At 50.8% G+C, this 16342-nt stretch carries 14 protein-coding genes, 1 pseudogene and 1 riboswitch; of the genes and pseudogenes, 7 read left to right on the top strand and 8 right to left on the bottom strand.

What is annotated here, in order from left to right:
* A partial coding sequence (locus tag AC2215_RS18440) for a hypothetical protein (protein WP_486811466.1) occupies positions 1–448 on the bottom strand: 448 nt, incomplete at its 3' end.
* 612 nt (positions 449–1060) lie between these two features.
* Here AC2215_RS18440 and AC2215_RS18435 point away from each other — a divergent pair.
* Positions 1061–1321: a hypothetical protein gene (locus AC2215_RS18435; RefSeq protein ID WP_486811465.1), complete on the top strand. Its 261-nt coding sequence runs from the start codon at positions 1061–1063 to the stop codon at positions 1319–1321.
* Between the two features lie 365 nt (positions 1322–1686).
* Positions 1687–2376 carry a hypothetical protein gene (locus AC2215_RS18430; protein ID WP_486811464.1) on the top strand — a complete coding sequence of 230 codons (690 nt, stop codon included), beginning with the start codon at positions 1687–1689 and terminating at the stop codon, positions 2374–2376.
* 271 nt (positions 2377–2647) lie between these two features.
* On the opposite strand, the gene AC2215_RS18425 is transcribed toward AC2215_RS18430, so the two are convergent.
* The 4 genes from AC2215_RS18425 to AC2215_RS18410 form a co-directional block, all read right to left on the bottom strand.
* Entirely contained in the window at positions 2648–2923 is a 276-nt protein-coding gene (locus AC2215_RS18425) for a TIGR02450 family Trp-rich protein (protein WP_486811463.1), read from the bottom strand.
* A gap of 28 nt (positions 2924–2951) precedes the next feature.
* Positions 2952–3179, bottom strand: coding sequence for a hypothetical protein (locus AC2215_RS18420; protein WP_486811462.1), 228 nt, complete (start codon positions 3177–3179; stop codon positions 2952–2954).
* 161 nt (positions 3180–3340) lie between these two features.
* Positions 3341–3988 (bottom strand): flavin prenyltransferase UbiX, encoded by a 648-nt coding sequence (locus AC2215_RS18415; protein WP_486811461.1) that lies wholly within the window; start codon positions 3986–3988, stop codon positions 3341–3343.
* 221 nt (positions 3989–4209) lie between these two features.
* Complete coding sequence (locus AC2215_RS18410) at positions 4210–6495, bottom strand: ribonuclease R family protein (protein ID WP_486811460.1); 2286 nt, start codon at positions 6493–6495, stop codon at positions 4210–4212.
* A 538-nt stretch (positions 6496–7033) separates the two neighbouring features.
* Here AC2215_RS18410 and AC2215_RS18405 point away from each other — a divergent pair.
* A complete protein-coding gene (locus tag AC2215_RS18405) occupies positions 7034–7636 on the top strand; it encodes a hypothetical protein (RefSeq protein ID WP_486811459.1) in 603 nt (200 codons plus the stop codon).
* A gap of 13 nt (positions 7637–7649) precedes the next feature.
* Here AC2215_RS18405 and clpP read toward each other — a convergent pair.
* A pseudogene (gene clpP, locus AC2215_RS18400) lies at positions 7650–8246 on the bottom strand (ATP-dependent Clp endopeptidase proteolytic subunit ClpP); the annotation flags it as partial.
* A gap of 392 nt (positions 8247–8638) precedes the next feature.
* Between clpP and AC2215_RS18395 the strand changes: the two are divergent.
* The 4 genes from AC2215_RS18395 to AC2215_RS18380 all read left to right on the top strand — a co-directional run bounded on the left by AC2215_RS18395 (position 8639) and on the right by AC2215_RS18380 (position 11884).
* A complete protein-coding gene (locus AC2215_RS18395) occupies positions 8639–8857 on the top strand; it encodes a hypothetical protein (protein WP_486811458.1) in 219 nt (72 codons plus the stop codon).
* 194 nt (positions 8858–9051) lie between these two features.
* Positions 9052–10050 carry a UDP-glucose 4-epimerase GalE gene (gene galE / locus AC2215_RS18390; protein ID WP_486811457.1) on the top strand — a complete coding sequence of 333 codons (999 nt, stop codon included), beginning with the start codon at positions 9052–9054 and terminating at the stop codon, positions 10048–10050.
* Positions 10051–10250: 200 nt separating this feature from the next.
* A riboswitch (Glutamine riboswitch) is annotated at positions 10251–10336 on the top strand.
* 43 nt (positions 10337–10379) lie between these two features.
* Positions 10380–10721 carry a DUF4278 domain-containing protein gene (locus AC2215_RS18385; protein WP_486811456.1) on the top strand — a complete coding sequence of 114 codons (342 nt, stop codon included), beginning with the start codon at positions 10380–10382 and terminating at the stop codon, positions 10719–10721.
* Positions 10722–10849: 128 nt separating this feature from the next.
* Positions 10850–11884, top strand: coding sequence for a hypothetical protein (locus AC2215_RS18380; RefSeq protein ID WP_486811455.1), 1035 nt, complete (start codon positions 10850–10852; stop codon positions 11882–11884).
* 316 nt (positions 11885–12200) lie between these two features.
* Here AC2215_RS18380 and AC2215_RS18375 read toward each other — a convergent pair whose 3' ends face one another.
* Positions 12201–13448, bottom strand: a complete 1248-nt coding sequence (locus tag AC2215_RS18375) for an FtsX-like permease family protein (RefSeq protein ID WP_486811454.1) — start codon at positions 13446–13448, stop codon at positions 12201–12203.
* A gap of 146 nt (positions 13449–13594) precedes the next feature.
* Positions 13595–16132 (bottom strand): sugar phosphate nucleotidyltransferase, encoded by a 2538-nt coding sequence (locus AC2215_RS18370; protein WP_486811453.1) that lies wholly within the window; start codon positions 16130–16132, stop codon positions 13595–13597.
* Positions 16133–16342: the final 210 nt, after the last annotated feature.

The following is a 16342-nucleotide window of genomic DNA, read 5'->3' as shown; positions in this document are numbered from 1 at the left end:
CCAACACAACGTGGTAGGTGGTATCGGCATCGATGCCGTAATCGAGCCATTCTCCGGCATTATTTGCCCATGCACCGAGGTTGAGGCGATCGCCATCGAGGAAAATATTTAAACCGTTCGTGCTTCCTCCTTCTTCGTAGATGACTTGCTTGCCTTCGAGGGTATCGGCGTTAAACCACAGTTCTACAGTGCGCCGGGTATGGTCTTGAAGATTGATTTGGTCGTGGTTGGGAATGGAAATCCGATCGTTGACCCCATCAAAATCTGTTGCGGTCTCGCCGCCAGCGACCAATCCCCCAACACCCTGGGTGGGTGCGCCGGAATAAGTTCCATCCACTGCATCCCCAAGGGTGCCGGAGTTGTCGGCAACGGTTCCGGTGGTTTCTCCCAAATTCCAGTAAGCAATGGGATTATCTTGGAGAAGTTGTTGACGAAGGTTATTTGCCATAGCGATGCATTTTTCGTTGATATGTCGTGAATTTGTGTCGTTTAATGACACGCAATCAAAAGGAAACCCAATTCCAAAATCTATGAGATCGGGCGTCAATTGCTATTGGATCTGGGAACTTTAGAATTAAATTCAGATCGAAAAAATTTGCTTACTTTTGTATTGAATTCGATTGATTTAATTACTTTTATTATGGATTATTGATTTTCGATGGTCACTAGAGATAACACCGAAAAAAAATTAGCAATCGAATTTAAATCTATGCTATTTTTTACAAAAAACACACAATTACTTATTGAAAATGATTTGTATTTTTCCTTGAAGTCAAATCTTGTTTTTTTTGTGTATGCATTAAATAATCTTTGCTTTTTTAATACCGTAACTTTACAAAAAAAATAAATGAAGATATAAATAATTTGCAAAAAAAATAATATTTTTTTGATAAAAATCTCAAGTCAGTCTGCAACTTTCGTGTGGCGTGATGTCGATGCTTCTCACTTTCTAACCAGGATGATATCGATGAATCCTGACTCGGACTTCCGGGCTGACATCGCGCATTCCCCGTGCTAATCTCAACAGTAGTTCTTCAATCGTTCTCGAGCGCGATCGCATATGGGCAGCCAATCCAAAGCTAAAACAATCTTTCTTCTCACCTCGATGGTAGGATGGCTGATTGTGGGTGCTGCTTTGATGTATCTCTCTCCCTTCATTGCCGACTGGGTTGTTGCATCCGATCGCACCCACACTTGGATGGAAACCCTCAGCCGTAGCGGTTACGATCCCATGTTGGGCTTCGTTGGAGGTGGCATCGTCCTCGTCGCGAACGTCTCGGGGTATATTCTCTGGTACCAGCGCTTCGACGGTAAAATTTAGCGTTGCAAGTTTGAGAACGTCAGCTTCGATTCAACAGGCTCTCCCCCATCAGTTCGCTCTTTTGCTTACCCTCACCTGTGTTGGTCGTCCCATGTTGCTGTGGCGACTTGAAGCGCGTACCCAGAGCACACACCACTTTCTTCCAAAAGCTAGCAAAACCCCCGAGAGCTGAACCTGAGGGTGTTCTAACATTCCTGACTATAGCGTTTTCCTCCTGTCACAATTGATATATCTTTATATATTTAAAATCACTATATAGCTATAATATAGTTTTTCGATAGTCTAAAAGCAAATCAAAGCATCTATTTGGACGATGATTTTGTTTGCCAAAACTATTCAGGTATTGGTTATTTCAGGAGTAAAAAATGAATAGACAAGTCGCTTTACAGGCATTGTCTTTACCAATGCGATCGATAACAGTTGCTTCGATCGCATGTTGGGCTATTAGTGTTGGAATACAAGCAGAAGCTGCTGTTATCTCAGCGACCGCTCGAGGCAGTTTGACACCACCAACGCAACTCTTCCCAGAAAGCGTCACTAATGGAGATTTTCTAATTGCTCCAGCAGGAGCTTCCCCTGGAGAAATTACGGGGGATAGAAGAAATGAAGGTACAAATTGGACCCTCGATTTCACCAACCATCCCAATTTTTCCGACTTTTCTACCTCAAAACCCTTAACATCGGCACGATTGACTTTAACCTTATCGACCTGTTGCGATATTTCGACAGATGCGGTGAGAATTCTCGGTTTTCCCGTTATCAATACCGAGCTCATCACCGAACTTCCCATCTCAGAAACCAATACCATCGATTTCGACTTACTAGATTTCTACACCTCGAACCAAATTTTAGAGGCTTTGTTTCCCTCGGGAATGCTACCATTCCGATACTTCGATGATGCGATCGTCTCTTTTTCCCAACTCGAACTGAGTAACGAGAACACTCAATCCGTGCCCGATTCCGTCTCCTCATTCGGACTGATGACAATCGGAGTGGTGGGACTGTTTTGGAAGCGTCAGCCAACACCGATCTATAGCAGTCGCCAGACCAATTAGGGACTTCCAAAGAAATAAGGTACCCGCTCGTTCCAGATATACGGTAAGGGTCAAGGGCCCTTGACCCCTACGTGGGTACGTTATTTTCCCGCCCGCCCCTTAGGACATCGCAAGGAGGAGTTGGGGAAGCAGGGGGAGCGGGGGCAGAGAAGTACTGGTGTAAGATTGGACGGCCCTAACCGTAGTGGCGACTGCTATAGGCGCGATCTTTGGGTTTCGAGTCGAGCGGTCGCTTCGTCGTTCTCCTCCGAGCCGGGGTATGGAGGTTGAATTAAGGTTCAATCTCAAATAGCTCCGTCTCAAATGCCTCTGTGTCTTCTTGTTCCTGTAAGGATTTCCAACCTGCATTCCACTGGGAACGATCTTTGAGAAGTTTGGCATTCAGCCAAAAGCGAACCGTCGGATCGCACGCCGCCACCATTTCGGCAAACACCCACGATCCTCGGTTCTGCCGATTGACCACGCGAAAATGTCGCCAGCCCCAAGTTTTCTCTCTTGCCGTCCACTTAGAACCCACCAAGTGGGGAAATTTTTGCTTTTTGGGCATAGATTCATCAACAAAGTGCGATCGCCGTTTAACCGTTGCCAATATAGCGCAAAATGTCCTCTAAACCTTCAGCGCAGAGTCGCTCTTCATTCTCGGAACGACTCGTCAACTCCAGCAGTTCCGATAGGGTCTCAGCATTAATGGGTTGCGATCGCCCCATGGCAGTCTCCAAATCGACGATCGAATGAGATGGGGATATATTTTTTCCCTTGGGAGTGAGATGAAAACGTTGCGTTAAACCTTTGAGAATGAGCATTGCGATAGATTTTGATGCCAACTACACTACCAACGATAACAACCCGATATTGGACGATCGGATCGTTGTGGTGGGTACGGTTTCTCAAGCGTAGGATGGGACGATCGGGTTGGGGAGATGGGTCAAATCGCAGTTGACAAATGACACGTTATCTTTAGAATCTAGTCCTGGGAAATCGAGGTGTCTTCCTTCCATCGAGTCAGGGGAACGCAATCGAGATCGAACCCATCCAAGGCTCGCGCGACGACAAAATCCACTAAATCTTCGATCGACTGGGGGTTGTGATACCAAGCCGGAATCGCCGGGACGATGCGCACTCCCGCCTCCGCTAGCGCCGTTAAATTGCGCAGGTGAATCAAGCTAAAAGGGGTTTCGCGCGGGACTAAAATCAGTTTGCGTCCTTCTTTAATTTGCACGTCAGCGGCCCGTTCGAGCAAATCGGAACTCATACCTGCTGCCAGCTTCGCGACGGTGCTCATACTGCAAGGCATTACGATCATGCCCAAGGTGCGAAAAGAACCACTGGCAATATTGGCTCCCACGTCCCCAGCTGGGTGACAGCGGAGTTTACCCCGCGTTTCTACCCCCGCCAACTCCCGCCAAAACTGGGCTTGGCGATCGGGGTCTGCGGGCATTTTGATATTTTGTTCGGCTTGCCACACCATATAAGATGCTCTGCTTGCCACCAGTTCGATCGCATAGTCCGCATCAAGCAGGTATTTGATCGCGCGTACTGCATAAATTAAACCCGAAGCCCCCGATACGCCCAGTATCAAGGGTCGGGTTTTCAATTGAGTTTCTAATGTCACTGCGGGAATGGGGAATGGGGAATGGGGAATGGGGAATGGGGAACGGGGAATGGGGAACGGGGAATGGGGAACGGGGAATGGGGAATGGGGAACGGGGAACGGGGAATGGGGAATGGGGAATAGGGAATGATCTCCTTGTCCCCTTGTCTCCTTGTCCCCTTGTCTCCTTGTCTCCTTGTCCCCTTGTCTCCTTGTCTCCCCGATCTCCCCACCTTCAGAGGTCAATCCTCATCAGCATCAAAATAATCGCCGTTGGGGGCTTCGCTGCCGCCGCCAATGGGGGCCAGATCGATTTGTTGGCGATAGTAATCGACGCTTTTGACCTGTACGTCTACCCGATCGCCCAAGCGGTATTGCTTGCGGTTTTTGCGCCCGACGAGGGTTTGCTGGCGAGAGCGATACTCGTACCAGTCATCCTTGAGAGAAGAGACGTGGACGAGTCCTTCCAAGCGATTGGGGGCCGCTCCTTTTTCTCCCGATTCGAGTTCGACGAAAAACCCGTAGGACTGCACGCCGGTAATCAAACCTTGGAATACTTCCCCGGTACGTTCTTTCATCGCCCCAGCTTTTTGCAGGCCGTTCAAATCCTCTTCGGCTTCGATGGCCAATTTTTCCCGTTCGGTTTGGGAAACCACCACCCCGTTCAACTGACTTTCGAGTTCGTTGTGAACTTCTGGGGGTAAGACGTTCCAGTTAATATTGCCGTGGCAGGAGGAACTGTGCAAATCGACCCGATCCTTCGATCTCGTAGAACGGCGATCGCGCCCTCGATCGAACACGGCGTGCAACACTCGCAATACCAACAAGTCCGGGTAGCGCTGCATGGGGCTGGTGGCGTGGGTGTAGCCCGATTCGATCGCCAATCCGAAATGAGCACCCGGCTTCGTGCTGTAGTACGTGGATTTGAGAGTCGCTTCGAGCAAATAGGTTAGAATTTTCTCATCGTCCGACTCGAGGAATTGCTCGGTAAATTGCTTGAAATCCGTCGAATCTACCGCTTCTTCATCTTCGAGCCACAGTTCCACTCCCATGCCGCTCGTGAGTTTCATCATATCTTGAACGTCGTTCAAATCCGGGGCGGGATGGACGCAGAAAATCCCGGGAACGTCGAGGGCTTGAAGATGTTCGCCGACGCACTGATTGACCAGAACTGAAAACTCGCAAACCATCGCCCGAACTGGCAGCATGGGCGAGACAACCATCACCCCCAAAACGTCTTCGTTGTCGAAATGGTTGTGAATTTCGGGCAAGTTTAACTCGCAGGCCCCTCGCTGCAATCGCTGTTCTCGCACCCCTTGGCTGAGTTTCCAGAGTCCGTCGAGGGTTTCGAGAACTTCTTTGGGTAGATCGACTTCACTGGCATCCCCATCGCGATCGAGGGCCGCTTGGGCTTGGGTGTAGGTTAAGAGGCGATCGACTTGAATGACGCTCGGTTGAATCTCGAAGCCGAGGGTTTCTCCTTGCTCGTTGACGGTGACGAGAACCGACATGGCGAGGCGCTCGACATCGGCTACCAGATTGCAGGCCTCTTTGACCTTCTCCGGTAGGAGGGGGAGAATCGTATCCCCGAGGAAAATACTACTGCCCCGGCGGCTCGATTCGCGATCGAGGGGAGAATCGGTTGGGATGTAGTGGGAGACATCGCTGATATGAATCCCAATTTCCCACTCCCCGGATTTTCTCAATTTTTTCAAGCTAAAAGCTCGATCGACGATATCGCTCTTGGAGGCATCGTTGGCAAAGGAAACGGTGAAAGCTTTACGAAAATTCTGTCGGTTGCGCAGATCGGTGCGCTTGAGCTTCCCCTCGATAGCATCGTCCGCTTTGAGGGCTTTGGGGGGAAAGACCCGAGGTAAATCGTGCTTGCAGCAGACAATATCGATATCGTCGGCGGCTTCGGCATCGCTACCGAGAATTTGCGCCACTCGTCCGACGGGTAGCGACGACCCCAGGGGATAGCGGGTGACTTCCACGTGAACCAGGTAATCGATCGCCTCTTGCAAGTTGGTGCCGTTGGCATTGAGTTCGATTTCAAAGAGCAGGCGATCGTCGAGGGGAACGGCGCGGTAGCTACTTTCTGCATCTTTAATGCGGGCGAGGACGCTCGGATTGGCCCGTTCGAGAATGAGCTTCACTTCGCCTTCGGGAGAACGACGGCGACTACCTTCTTTGATGACTTTGACCAGCACCCGATCGCCGTTCCACGCCGTACTCAGATGGGATTCCCGAACGTAGATATCTTCGGCCCCTTCTTCATCTTGAATGGCAAAGCAAAACCCTTTACTCGAGCATCTGAGTTTGGCTTCGACAATGTCTTCTTCAAATTCCCGTCGATACCGTCCCCGATCTTTGATGAGAACGCCAATTTTTTCGAGAGCTTCTAGGGCAATTTGGAGTTTGGTGAGGGCCTGTTCGTCCTCGCATTCGAGTTTCTTTTCTAAAACTTTTGGGGCGACTAGCTTGTCATCTGTAAAGTTCGACAGCAGCGTTGCGATTGAAAATTCCATGTAGTGTTTTATATCCTTACTATCTTAGTGGGTGGTCTCCTTCATCAGTTGGTTGTTTGTTGCGACTGACGACCGAGGGATACGGGGCAGGGAACGGGGGCAGGTTTGCTTGACCGTTCGCACAAGCGGACTTGCTCTAGTCGGAATCCCGACGCTTTTCCTGTTAAATCTGCCCTTGCCACCATTCAAGTATGGGTGCAACCTTGGTTGAGAAGTGGGCGCGAACCTCAAGTCATGCGATCGACGCTTCCCCGATCTCTAGTGCGAGGACTCGGACAACCGGAGTTTCGCATTTAGAAGTTCCCATTACAGGCGTTAGAGTTGAAGGTTAGGGGACTTGCCCGTGTTTCAACCACATCTACCCCGCAGTATCTCCAGGGTGAGAGCCTCTAAAACCACGGGCAACACGTGTGCTGAAACGGAGGAAGTTCGTGGGGCAAAATCGATACAGAATTGCCACACTAATGAAGAATCTTCCTTATTCTAGATTTAACCCTCTTCTGGCACAAGCCATTATTGAAGAACTTTGAAGAACTTCATGGAGTCAATCGTGTTATCTGAATTTCGAGAACGCTATCCAACTGGGAGTTTGATGGGTGAGTTAATCGGCGTTGGCGATGACAGCTACATCGTCCGGGCGATCGTCGAGGTGGAGGGAAAACCGATCGCCACCGGTTTGGCTGCGGCGAGTACCGTTGAAGAGGCAGAAGATCGCGCCCGGATGCGAGCACTGGAAGTCTTGGGGCTGTCGCCGCGCCCTCTCGATGCAATCTCGAGATCGACAATCGAGCATCAATCGGTCGCGATCGCCCCCCCGCCACCTCACCTCCGGTCTTTCGAGGTCTCCCAATCCCAACCTTTGGAGAAGTCAGCGTCTGAGGATTGCGTTGGGACTCAAGAGTCAGATTGGGCGCACAAGAGGGAGGATACTTCGAGCGAAGGCGAAGAGAGCATCGAACTCGCAGACAATCTCGAGCGGCTCATGAACAAAACCACCCTCGAAATTCGGAGATTGGGCTGGAGTGCGGCCCAGGGTCGGCGCTACCTCGAACGAACCTACGAGAAGCGATCGCGCCAGCACCTCACCCGCGAGGAGCTTGTCGAGTTCTTGGCGTATCTCGAATCCCAGCCGACTCCTTAAGCCCAAAACAACCTTAACTGACCGCAGCGAGCTTGTGGTTATCGATCACTTTATCGATTAAACCGTATTCGACGGACTCTTCGGGAGACATGAAGAAATCCCGTTCCGTATCTTCTTCGATCCGTTCGAGAGGCTGACCGGTATGGTCGGCGAGTAGCTCGTTGAGACGACGTTTGGTCTTGATGATTTGTTCGGCTTGAATGGCAATATCCGTGGCCTGACCTTGCGCCCCCCCCAGGGGTTGGTGAATCATAATCCGAGAATGGGGCAGGCTGAGGCGCTTGCCTTTGGTTCCGCCGCTGAGCAAAAACGCACCCATACTAGCAGCCAATCCCATGCAGATGGTGGAGACGTCGGGACGGACGTAATTCATCGTGTCGAAAATCCCCATCCCGGCTGAAACGGAACCGCCGGGGGAGTTGATGTAGAGGTAAATATCTTTTTCGGGATCGTCGGCTTCGAGATACAGCAGTTGAGCCACAATATTATTGGCTAGCTCGTCGGTGACGGGCTGTCCGAGAAAGATAATCCGCTCGCGCAGCAGTCGCGAGTAGATATCAAACGCGCGTTCCCCACGTCCAGACTGTTCGATAACGGTTGGAATCATTGATTCGCCTACAGATTTAGGGTTTTTCTTATTCTAGTACGGTGGCGAAACCCTCAGTGCTATCGTCGTTCGTAATAACCCAACATCGGAACCCAAGGTATCAATGGACAACAAGCAAGGGACAGCAGACAATAAGAACATCGTTTATCTTTTTCTGTTTGCTTTCTCTAATCTTTCGCAAATCTCCAGTTGTTCGAGTACGGTCAACAAATCGCTTCGGTCGATCCGGGTTTTCTCAAACTCCAACCCAAACCCTAGATTGTAGAACGAGCGCCCGATCGAGTTTTTAGAGACTCGGAATTGGATTGCCCAATTGGAAGGCCGCGATCGCCCACTCGAACTCAGCAAATTTACTGTAGCCGTATTCAAGAAACTTTGCTTAAATACAAAACAATATGGCTAAAACACCCTCGAGTTCGACTAACTCAGATCTTCAAAAACTCATCGATCGAGTTCTTGAATCTAATCAAATTACCCGTCGGGAACATCTGCAACTCACTTCTGCAATGCTTTCCACCAAAAACATTACAGAAGAAAATCATCGTCAAATCAATCGGATTTTCGACCAAATTCAAATGGGTCGTCTCGTTGTGTTAGAGAATCCACCGGGATAGTAGAGCTTCCTGGGTCTACCGATCGCATTTGGGGAATATCGATCGGGGACAACATCAAGGGATGCAGATAGTTATAGAACGTATTGCTTGGTTTGAGGGGCGCAATTGAGATCCAGCTCCGCTCCGTCCTGCATTCAGACGAGCGTTGCGATCTTTTTTGACCCGGCACACAGTAGTCTCAAAAGGAAAAACGAGTGAGCGCAGTCAAACCCACGATTTTAGTTACCGGAGGAGCGGGTTATATCGGCTCCCATGCCACGATCGAACTGCAACGATCGGGCTACGATGTCATCATTCTCGATAATTTGGTTTACGGTCATCGAGATTTGGTCGAATCGGTTTTGAAAGCCGAACTCGTTGTTGGCGATACCAACGATCGCCCCTTGCTCGATCGCTTGTTTGCCGAACGCGAGATTGCGGCAGTTATGCACTTTGCCGCCTATGCCTACGTGGGAGAATCGGTTACCGATCCGGCGAAATACTATCGCAACAACGTCATCGGTACCCTGACTCTCCTCGAAGCGATGGTGGCGGCGAACGTGAAGAAGTTCGTCTTCTCGTCGACTTGCGCCACCTACGGCGTTCCCAAAACGACTCCGATTCCCGAAGCTCATCCCCAAGATCCGATTAATCCCTACGGTCGATCGAAATTGATGGTGGAGCGCATCCTGGCCGATTTCGATCGGGCCTATGACTTTAATTCGGTGATTTTCCGCTACTTCAATGCTGCTGGGGCCGATCCGGAAGGTCTCCTTGGGGAAGACCACAATCCCGAAACTCACCTCATTCCCCTGGTGCTGCAAACGGCTCTGGGAAAACGGGAATCGATTTCGATTTTCGGTACCGATTATCCCACCCCCGACGGAACTTGCATCCGCGACTACATCCACGTGACTGACTTGGCAACCGCTCACTGCCAGGGTCTCGAATATTTGCTCGACGGCGGCAAATCGGAAATTTTCAACTTGGGGAACGGCAGCGGATTTTCTGTCAAAGAAACCATTGAAGCCGCACGCCAGGTAACTGGACTCGAAATTAAAGCTGTAGAGTGCGATCGCCGTCCTGGGGACCCTCCAGCTTTGGTGGGTAGTAGTGAGAAGGCTCGCGACATCCTCGGTTGGTCGCCGCAATACTCGGATATCGAGCGAATTTTGACCCATGCTTGGCAATGGCACCAGCGGCGACACGGGTAATTTCGAGTCCGGTTGAATCTCCATAATTTCGATCGTCCCCTGGCGCGCATCGCGGGGGATTTTTGCTGGCTCAATCCGGACTCATTGCGGATGCTTACTCCAGCAGTCAGGCTGACTTGAGATGTGCTGGAGATGTGCGGATTTCGATCGCCTCCCTTGACAAATTACCTGCAAACAGTAACAATATATACAGAAATAAATACGTTCATCCCGATTTAGTCGATCTGAAACCCATTTCAAGATCGTCTGGGGACGGAAGTAGGGACAAATCCCGAAGGAACGCGCCTCTTGTCACAAACTCTTCATTTACGTTTTAGGAGGCGAAGATCGTGAAACTCACATATCGTGGAGTTACTTATAACTACAATCCCCCCGCAGTCGCTGCGCCAGAATCTCAAGCGATTGAAAAAGCTGGGAAATATCGGGGTATTGACGTTCGATTCCGCAATCGCAAGAAGCCACTGATTTTGCAACCCACTCTCGATCTCAAGTACCGAGGTGTGGCGTACCATCCGGATCGATCGGTTCAACCCGCAGCCGTACCAACTCCCGCTCTCTCCCTTGCAGATAAAGCTCGCTCGTTGATGATGGCAGCGACTGTAGAAAGCGATCGCCGCGGGCGATCGATGTTGACTCGGTTAGCGGCTGAAGTGGGTGTGGACCTGTCCTAAGCCATCGACTGAGCCCGTAAGCGGTGTCGAAATAGCTCGGGATGGGTTTGAATGGAGTATTCCGATCGATCGGCCAAAATATGGCTAAACCCGTCCTGAGGGAATTTTCTATCGCTTCCGACACCGCAATGTCCACACCAAAACTGCAAAGCCAACTGTCATTCTTCATCAGTTGGGGAATTTATACCCTATTTAACGCGCTGCTGCTCGCATATTCCTTGACAATCACCGATCGCAGCATCGTATCCGGGTTTGCCATCGAGGGTGCAAAAACAAAGGCGATCGTCGCTTTGGCGATCGCCTTTGTTCTGAATCTAAGAACGTTTATCCTCACCCAACCCTTAGGAAAGTTAACGAATGTAATTCTCGATCGCTCGTTAAGAGCGCCCAATCCGCAATTATTTTCTCAACTCGTTACGATTCTCTCTTTTAGTCTTTCTTTCCTGTGGGATATTATCTTCATCGGTCTTATATTCGGAGTTTTTCAGTTTTTCTCATTTCCTATTTTTTTCTTTAATTTCATCACTTTTAGTTTTGCAATCCTCTCGACAGAAATTTGCTCGATCGTCCTTTCTTCAGTCTTCAATAACTCATTACTGCTCTTATCTTGGAATTACATTATCAGTTCCGTAGGGCGATCGTTTCTCCAAGACTCCGAGCTGATTCTAGAAGTCCCGCTATCGGCTACGTTCAAAAGTCTGGGTAAAGGCTTACTGTGCTTGGCGATCGAAATCGTCCGCTGGTTGATGATTCCGATGGCGTTGTTGCTTTGCGCGCGCTGGGTTCCTGGTGTGAAAGTGGGTAGCTTGTTTGTTGCCGGAACGGTAGCGGTATTGAACGAATTAGCAATTTTGCTTTCGATGAATTTTTTCAAGCCATTTATCGAAATGACGTTCGAGCGATCGAAATCTATCTCTAGTGGGTTGTACGCGCTCGTTCTCATGTTTATACTACCGCTCCTCTTTAGTTACTGGTTTTTCTGGCTACAACTGAGCGATCGATGGATTCAAGGATTTTCCCTAGAAGGAACTTGGGCGTATCTTGCCTGTCTGCTGGCTCTGAGTTTAGGCAAATACTCCTTTAAAGAGTTTTATAACGGTCTTCTTTTGCGCGTTGGCGTTCCGGCTTTCTTATTAGAAATGGATGACGAGATAGAGGAATAAATCACGTCAGGTGCGGGATCGAAAGTGTCGGGTTAGGGTGGGGTGTGGGGTGTAGGGGTTAGAGTAGGAGGCGATAGCGAGTGCTTGGATTTCATTGGAGCCGGTGGGGTTCGAGGTTCTTCGACTCATGAGTCGAATCCACATCAGCACCAAGACTTTCAACTATCCTTAACCCGAACTCACGTTATATCAAGTTCGGATAATTCGTTACAATTAGGCGCGATTGCTGAATTTGTTCTCCCGAATCTCCCGAAGCGCTCGTTGTCCCCCGAAGCTCACCTCAACCGGAATTATACGTATTTAACCGAACTTGATATTATGCCTTAAACACCATCGCCGGGTCGATGCGAGTCACCTTCTGAATCGCAAAAAACGCCGAACCCACGCACATGGCTACGGTAATCCCCAACACTCCTGCTGCCGAAATGGGGGTAATCAGCAAAATAATCCCCTTATTCGCCACCCAAATTCGCAGTCCCAAACACAGAAGCATTCCCGGAATATAGCCTAGAATCGCCATCCACAAGGCTTGCTCGATAATCACGCCGTAGAGAACGCCGTCGGAAGCCCCCATGGCTTTAAGGGTGCCAAATTCCTTGATGCGATCGGACACCGATGAATAGAGAATTTGCGCCACCACGATCGTTCCCACAACCACCCCCACTACCGCACCGAGTCCGAGAACGAAGCCCAAACCGGTGCGCACTTGCCAGTAGTAGCGCGTCAAGCGAGACATTTCCTGTTTCGTATAGGCTTTGGTTCCTGGCAGTGCCGCATCTAAACGTTGCTTGAGTGCTTCAACATCGACACCGGGTTGGGCGCCAATTAAAACGTAAGTAATCGGATCGGTTTGACTTATCGGTTGGATGGGAGGAATCTCCGAGTCTTGGGAATCGGACTCCGAGCGTTCGTAAACCGTCGTACACTCAAAATCTCCCTCAGTATTGACGCGACAGTTCAGCCGCGAGGAAAATCCAGCGGTGGCATAGGTATTCGTGGTTTCCAACGAGGCAAATACAAACGTACTCGAGACGATCGACTGACTGCCTTCTGTCAAAGCAACAATAGTCGCCGGTAGGGAATCGACGTAGGCACGATCGCCAACACCCGTCGATTGCAGCGACGGCAATCGGCTGCGGTCTACCATCACCGCATAGGGTTCTTCGAGGGCTTCGAGATTCCCGGCAACCACTGTTCCGGGTGCAAATAATCTTCCTCTGGGGTCGAATCCCACCAGCTTCAGGGGACTGGTTTCCGCGCCCTCGGGTCGCCATCGACCGCCTCCCAACATAATTGCTTCGGCTTTGGCAACCCCTTCCACATCCTCGGCTCGATCGACCATTTCGTAAAGCAGCGGATCGGTGAGATCGAAGTGTACCATCTTCTCCGACGCCACCCAAATATCGGCATCCGAGCCTTCGATGAGTAACACCGTCGATCTCGTAAATCCGCTGAGTAACCCCGTTTGAATCGTTACCAAGCTCACGGCAAACATAATTCCCGCCTGGGCAACGAGAAACCGGGGAATATCTTCGAGTAAGTTTTTACGAGCAATAGAGGTCATCGGATTTTGGGGGTGTGGGGGGTGGGGTGTGGGGTGTTGGGTGTGGGGTATGGGGTATGGGGTATGGTCTTATCTTTGCGTCACCGCGTCCCCCATCTCCCGTTTCTCCCCCTGCTCCCAATTCCCCATCTCCTGCCTCCTATAGCTTACGCCTCATCCATAAAGTTGGATTCCCCCCGTTGCTGTTCTTCCACGAAATCCTGAATCTGGGTGCGGTATTTGCGCAGGGTTTCGTCAACCCAGATGCGATCTTCGCTATTGGCAAAGATATGGACTAAGGGTTCTCCTGCATCGGGTAATACCAGCACCCAGTTGTCGCTATGGGGTTCGCAAACTTTGACGCCGTCGATGAGTTCGACTTCATCGCCAGCATGGGTTTCCACCATGTGACGCATCAGCGCTCCTTTCACCGTCCAGGGACAGCGAATGGTGTGGCTGCGATGGTAAACGCGGGGGAGTTCGGCGCGAATTTGACCGAGCGATCGCCCTTGCAAGGATTCCATTTCGATCAGTTTGGCGATCGTGAACATGGCATCGAAACCGGGGTGAATTTGGGGGAAGATAAAGCCCATTTCGCCACTACCGCCGAGGACGACATCGGAATTATTATCACAGGCTTCCATCAAAGCTGTGGGATTGGCTTTGGTGCGAATTACCCGAGCATCGTGGCGGCGCGCGATTTGTTCGATCGCACTGGAGGTATGCACGGGAACCACCACCGTGCCGCGGGGGTGGGCGGTCAAAATCATATGAACGATTAAAGCGGTGAGCATTTCGCCTCGAATCGGCATCCCCGACTCGTCGACGACGATAAATTGTTCCCCATTCGCCGAGACTTGGGCCCCGAAGTTGGCACGCAGGGCCTCCACCACTTGCCCTAACTGGGTGAGTAAGTCTTCCCGTTCTCGGGAGGCGAGGGCGAGTTGATTGAGGCTGGCATTGAGGACTACTGCATCGCAACCGTATTTAGCAAGCAGGCGGGGGAGAACGGCACCGGACACGGCGTAGGCGTAATCGATGACGATTTTGGAGTTACTGTTGCGGATGGCTTCGACGTTAAGGTGTTCCTCAAATCCGATGCTGTAGTTCTCCAGCATTTGAGTGGGGTAGATCATATTCCCAATTTCGGAAATCTGCGCCCGTCGGATATCTTCTTTGAAGTAGGCCCCTTCGATTTTCTTTTCTTTGGCTTTTTTGATGTTGATGCCTTTGCCGTCAAAAAATTCGATCAGCAGGCAGTCGGGGCGATCGGGATGAATCCGAACGTGGATGCCGCCGGGAACCTTAAGGGTCGGGGCGATGCTGCGGGCGACTGGAATGGCGGTGGCTTCGAGGTTTTGCACGTTTACCCCGACAGACATCAAACCGGAAATGAGCGATCGAGTAACCATCCTCGAAATGCGACGCTGATCGCGAGAGACGAGTACTTGGTCGCCGAGTTTGAGGGTCGATCCGTAGGCGGCTCCGAGTTTAACGGCAAATTCCGGGGTGATATCGATATTCGCTAAACCGCTGACACCTCGCTGTCCGAAGAGGTTGCGATGGGCGGTTTGTCCCCAAATCAGGTTAATGTTCAAAACGGCCCCGGACTCAATTTTTTTACTCGGCCACACCCGCACGCCGGGGCTGATTTGGGCTTCTTCTCCGACGGTGGACAATGCCCCGACGACTGCCCCTTCTAGGATTTGCGCCCGGCGATCGACTCGGGTGCCTCGGGAAATGACGCAAGCTTCCAGGTTGGCTTCTTCACCGACGATCGCCCCATTCCAGACGATCGGGCGTTTTAAATGGGCATCGGCCCCCACGGAAACGTTATCGCCAATCACGGTTCCCCCTTCGATCTTGACCCGAGGTCCGATCCGACAGTTATTGCCGATGGTAGCTGGGGCTTCGATTTGAGCGGTGGGGTCGATATAAGTATTTTGACCGATCCACAGTCCGGGAGATTTTTCTTCGTAGGCAAAGTCCATGGTAACTTCGCCTTTGAGTCCGTCGTATTGGGCTTCGCGGTAGGCTTCGAGGTGACCGACATCGCACCAATAGCCTTCGGCGATGTAACCGTACATCGGTTCGCCTTTATCGAGGAGGAGGGGGAATAAATCTTTGGAGAAGTCGCATTCTCGATCGCGCGGTAGGTAGTCTAGGACTTCCGGTTCGAGGATGTAGGTTCCGGTATTGACGGTATCGGAGAAGATTTCGCTGGCGGAGGGCTTTTCCAGAAACCGAACGATGCGCTGTTGGTCGTCGGTAATCACCACGCCAAACTCCACGGGGTTGGGAATGTGGGCCAGAACCAGGGTCGCTTTCGAGCCTTTTTCTTTGTGAAATGCGATCGCCGCACTCAGATCGAAATCGGTGATGCTATCCCCACTAATGACGAGAAAGGTATCGTTGAGTAAGTCTTCGATATTTTTGACGCACCCAGCTGTACCTAGGGGTTGCTCTTCTTCAACAGCATAGGTCATTTGTACCCCGAAGTCTTTGCCATCGTGAAAGTAGTCCCGCATCACATCGGGAAGGTAGTGGACGGTGGCGATGACTTCCGTGATTTGATGTCGCTTGAGTAGATTGACGATATGCTCGGCGATCGGACGATTGAGTACTGGAACCATGGGCTTGGGTAAGTCGCAGGTGAGGGGTCTCAGCCGCGTTCCAGATCCACCAGCCATCAACACTGCTCGCATAATATCTCCTTTGGGTACGACGCGATTGGGTTAGGAATTCTTTTCACTCAGAATCTGTTCGGTCTGTATGGGTGTTGGTTGTCCCGACGATCGCGCAGACTTCTACAGGTCAATGTACCAGAGGGACTGCCTCCAAGTCTTTACCTTTCTTTAAGAAATTACGATGGGGAAGGAGGAATCTGGAGTTTAGACAAAATCTCGCTCGAATCG

This window comes from Zarconia sp., from assembly GCF_057467645.1.
This window is presented reverse-complemented; position numbering and strand designations above follow the sequence as displayed.

What these genes read in the sequence shown, in the direction of transcription:
- AC2215_RS18435 (WP_486811465.1), top strand. Translation starts at nt 1,061, where the DNA reads ATGGGCAGCCAATCCAAAGCTAAAACAATCTTTCTTCTCACCTCGATG.
- AC2215_RS18375 (WP_486811454.1), bottom strand. Translation starts at nt 13,448, where the DNA reads ATGACCTCTATTGCTCGTAAAAACTTACTCGAAGATATTCCCCGGTTT.
- AC2215_RS18395 (WP_486811458.1), top strand. Translation starts at nt 8,639, where the DNA reads ATGGCTAAAACACCCTCGAGTTCGACTAACTCAGATCTTCAAAAACTC.
- AC2215_RS18410 (WP_486811460.1), bottom strand. Translation starts at nt 6,495, where the DNA reads ATGGAATTTTCAATCGCAACGCTGCTGTCGAACTTTACAGATGACAAG.
- AC2215_RS18370 (WP_486811453.1), bottom strand. Translation starts at nt 16,132, where the DNA reads ATGCGAGCAGTGTTGATGGCTGGTGGATCTGGAACGCGGCTGAGACCC.
- AC2215_RS18420 (WP_486811462.1), bottom strand. Translation starts at nt 3,179, where the DNA reads ATGCTCATTCTCAAAGGTTTAACGCAACGTTTTCATCTCACTCCCAAG.
- AC2215_RS18425 (WP_486811463.1), bottom strand. Translation starts at nt 2,923, where the DNA reads ATGCCCAAAAAGCAAAAATTTCCCCACTTGGTGGGTTCTAAGTGGACG.
- AC2215_RS18405 (WP_486811459.1), top strand. Translation starts at nt 7,034, where the DNA reads ATGGAGTCAATCGTGTTATCTGAATTTCGAGAACGCTATCCAACTGGG.
- AC2215_RS18380 (WP_486811455.1), top strand. Translation starts at nt 10,850, where the DNA reads ATGTCCACACCAAAACTGCAAAGCCAACTGTCATTCTTCATCAGTTGG.
- AC2215_RS18430 (WP_486811464.1), top strand. Translation starts at nt 1,687, where the DNA reads ATGAATAGACAAGTCGCTTTACAGGCATTGTCTTTACCAATGCGATCG.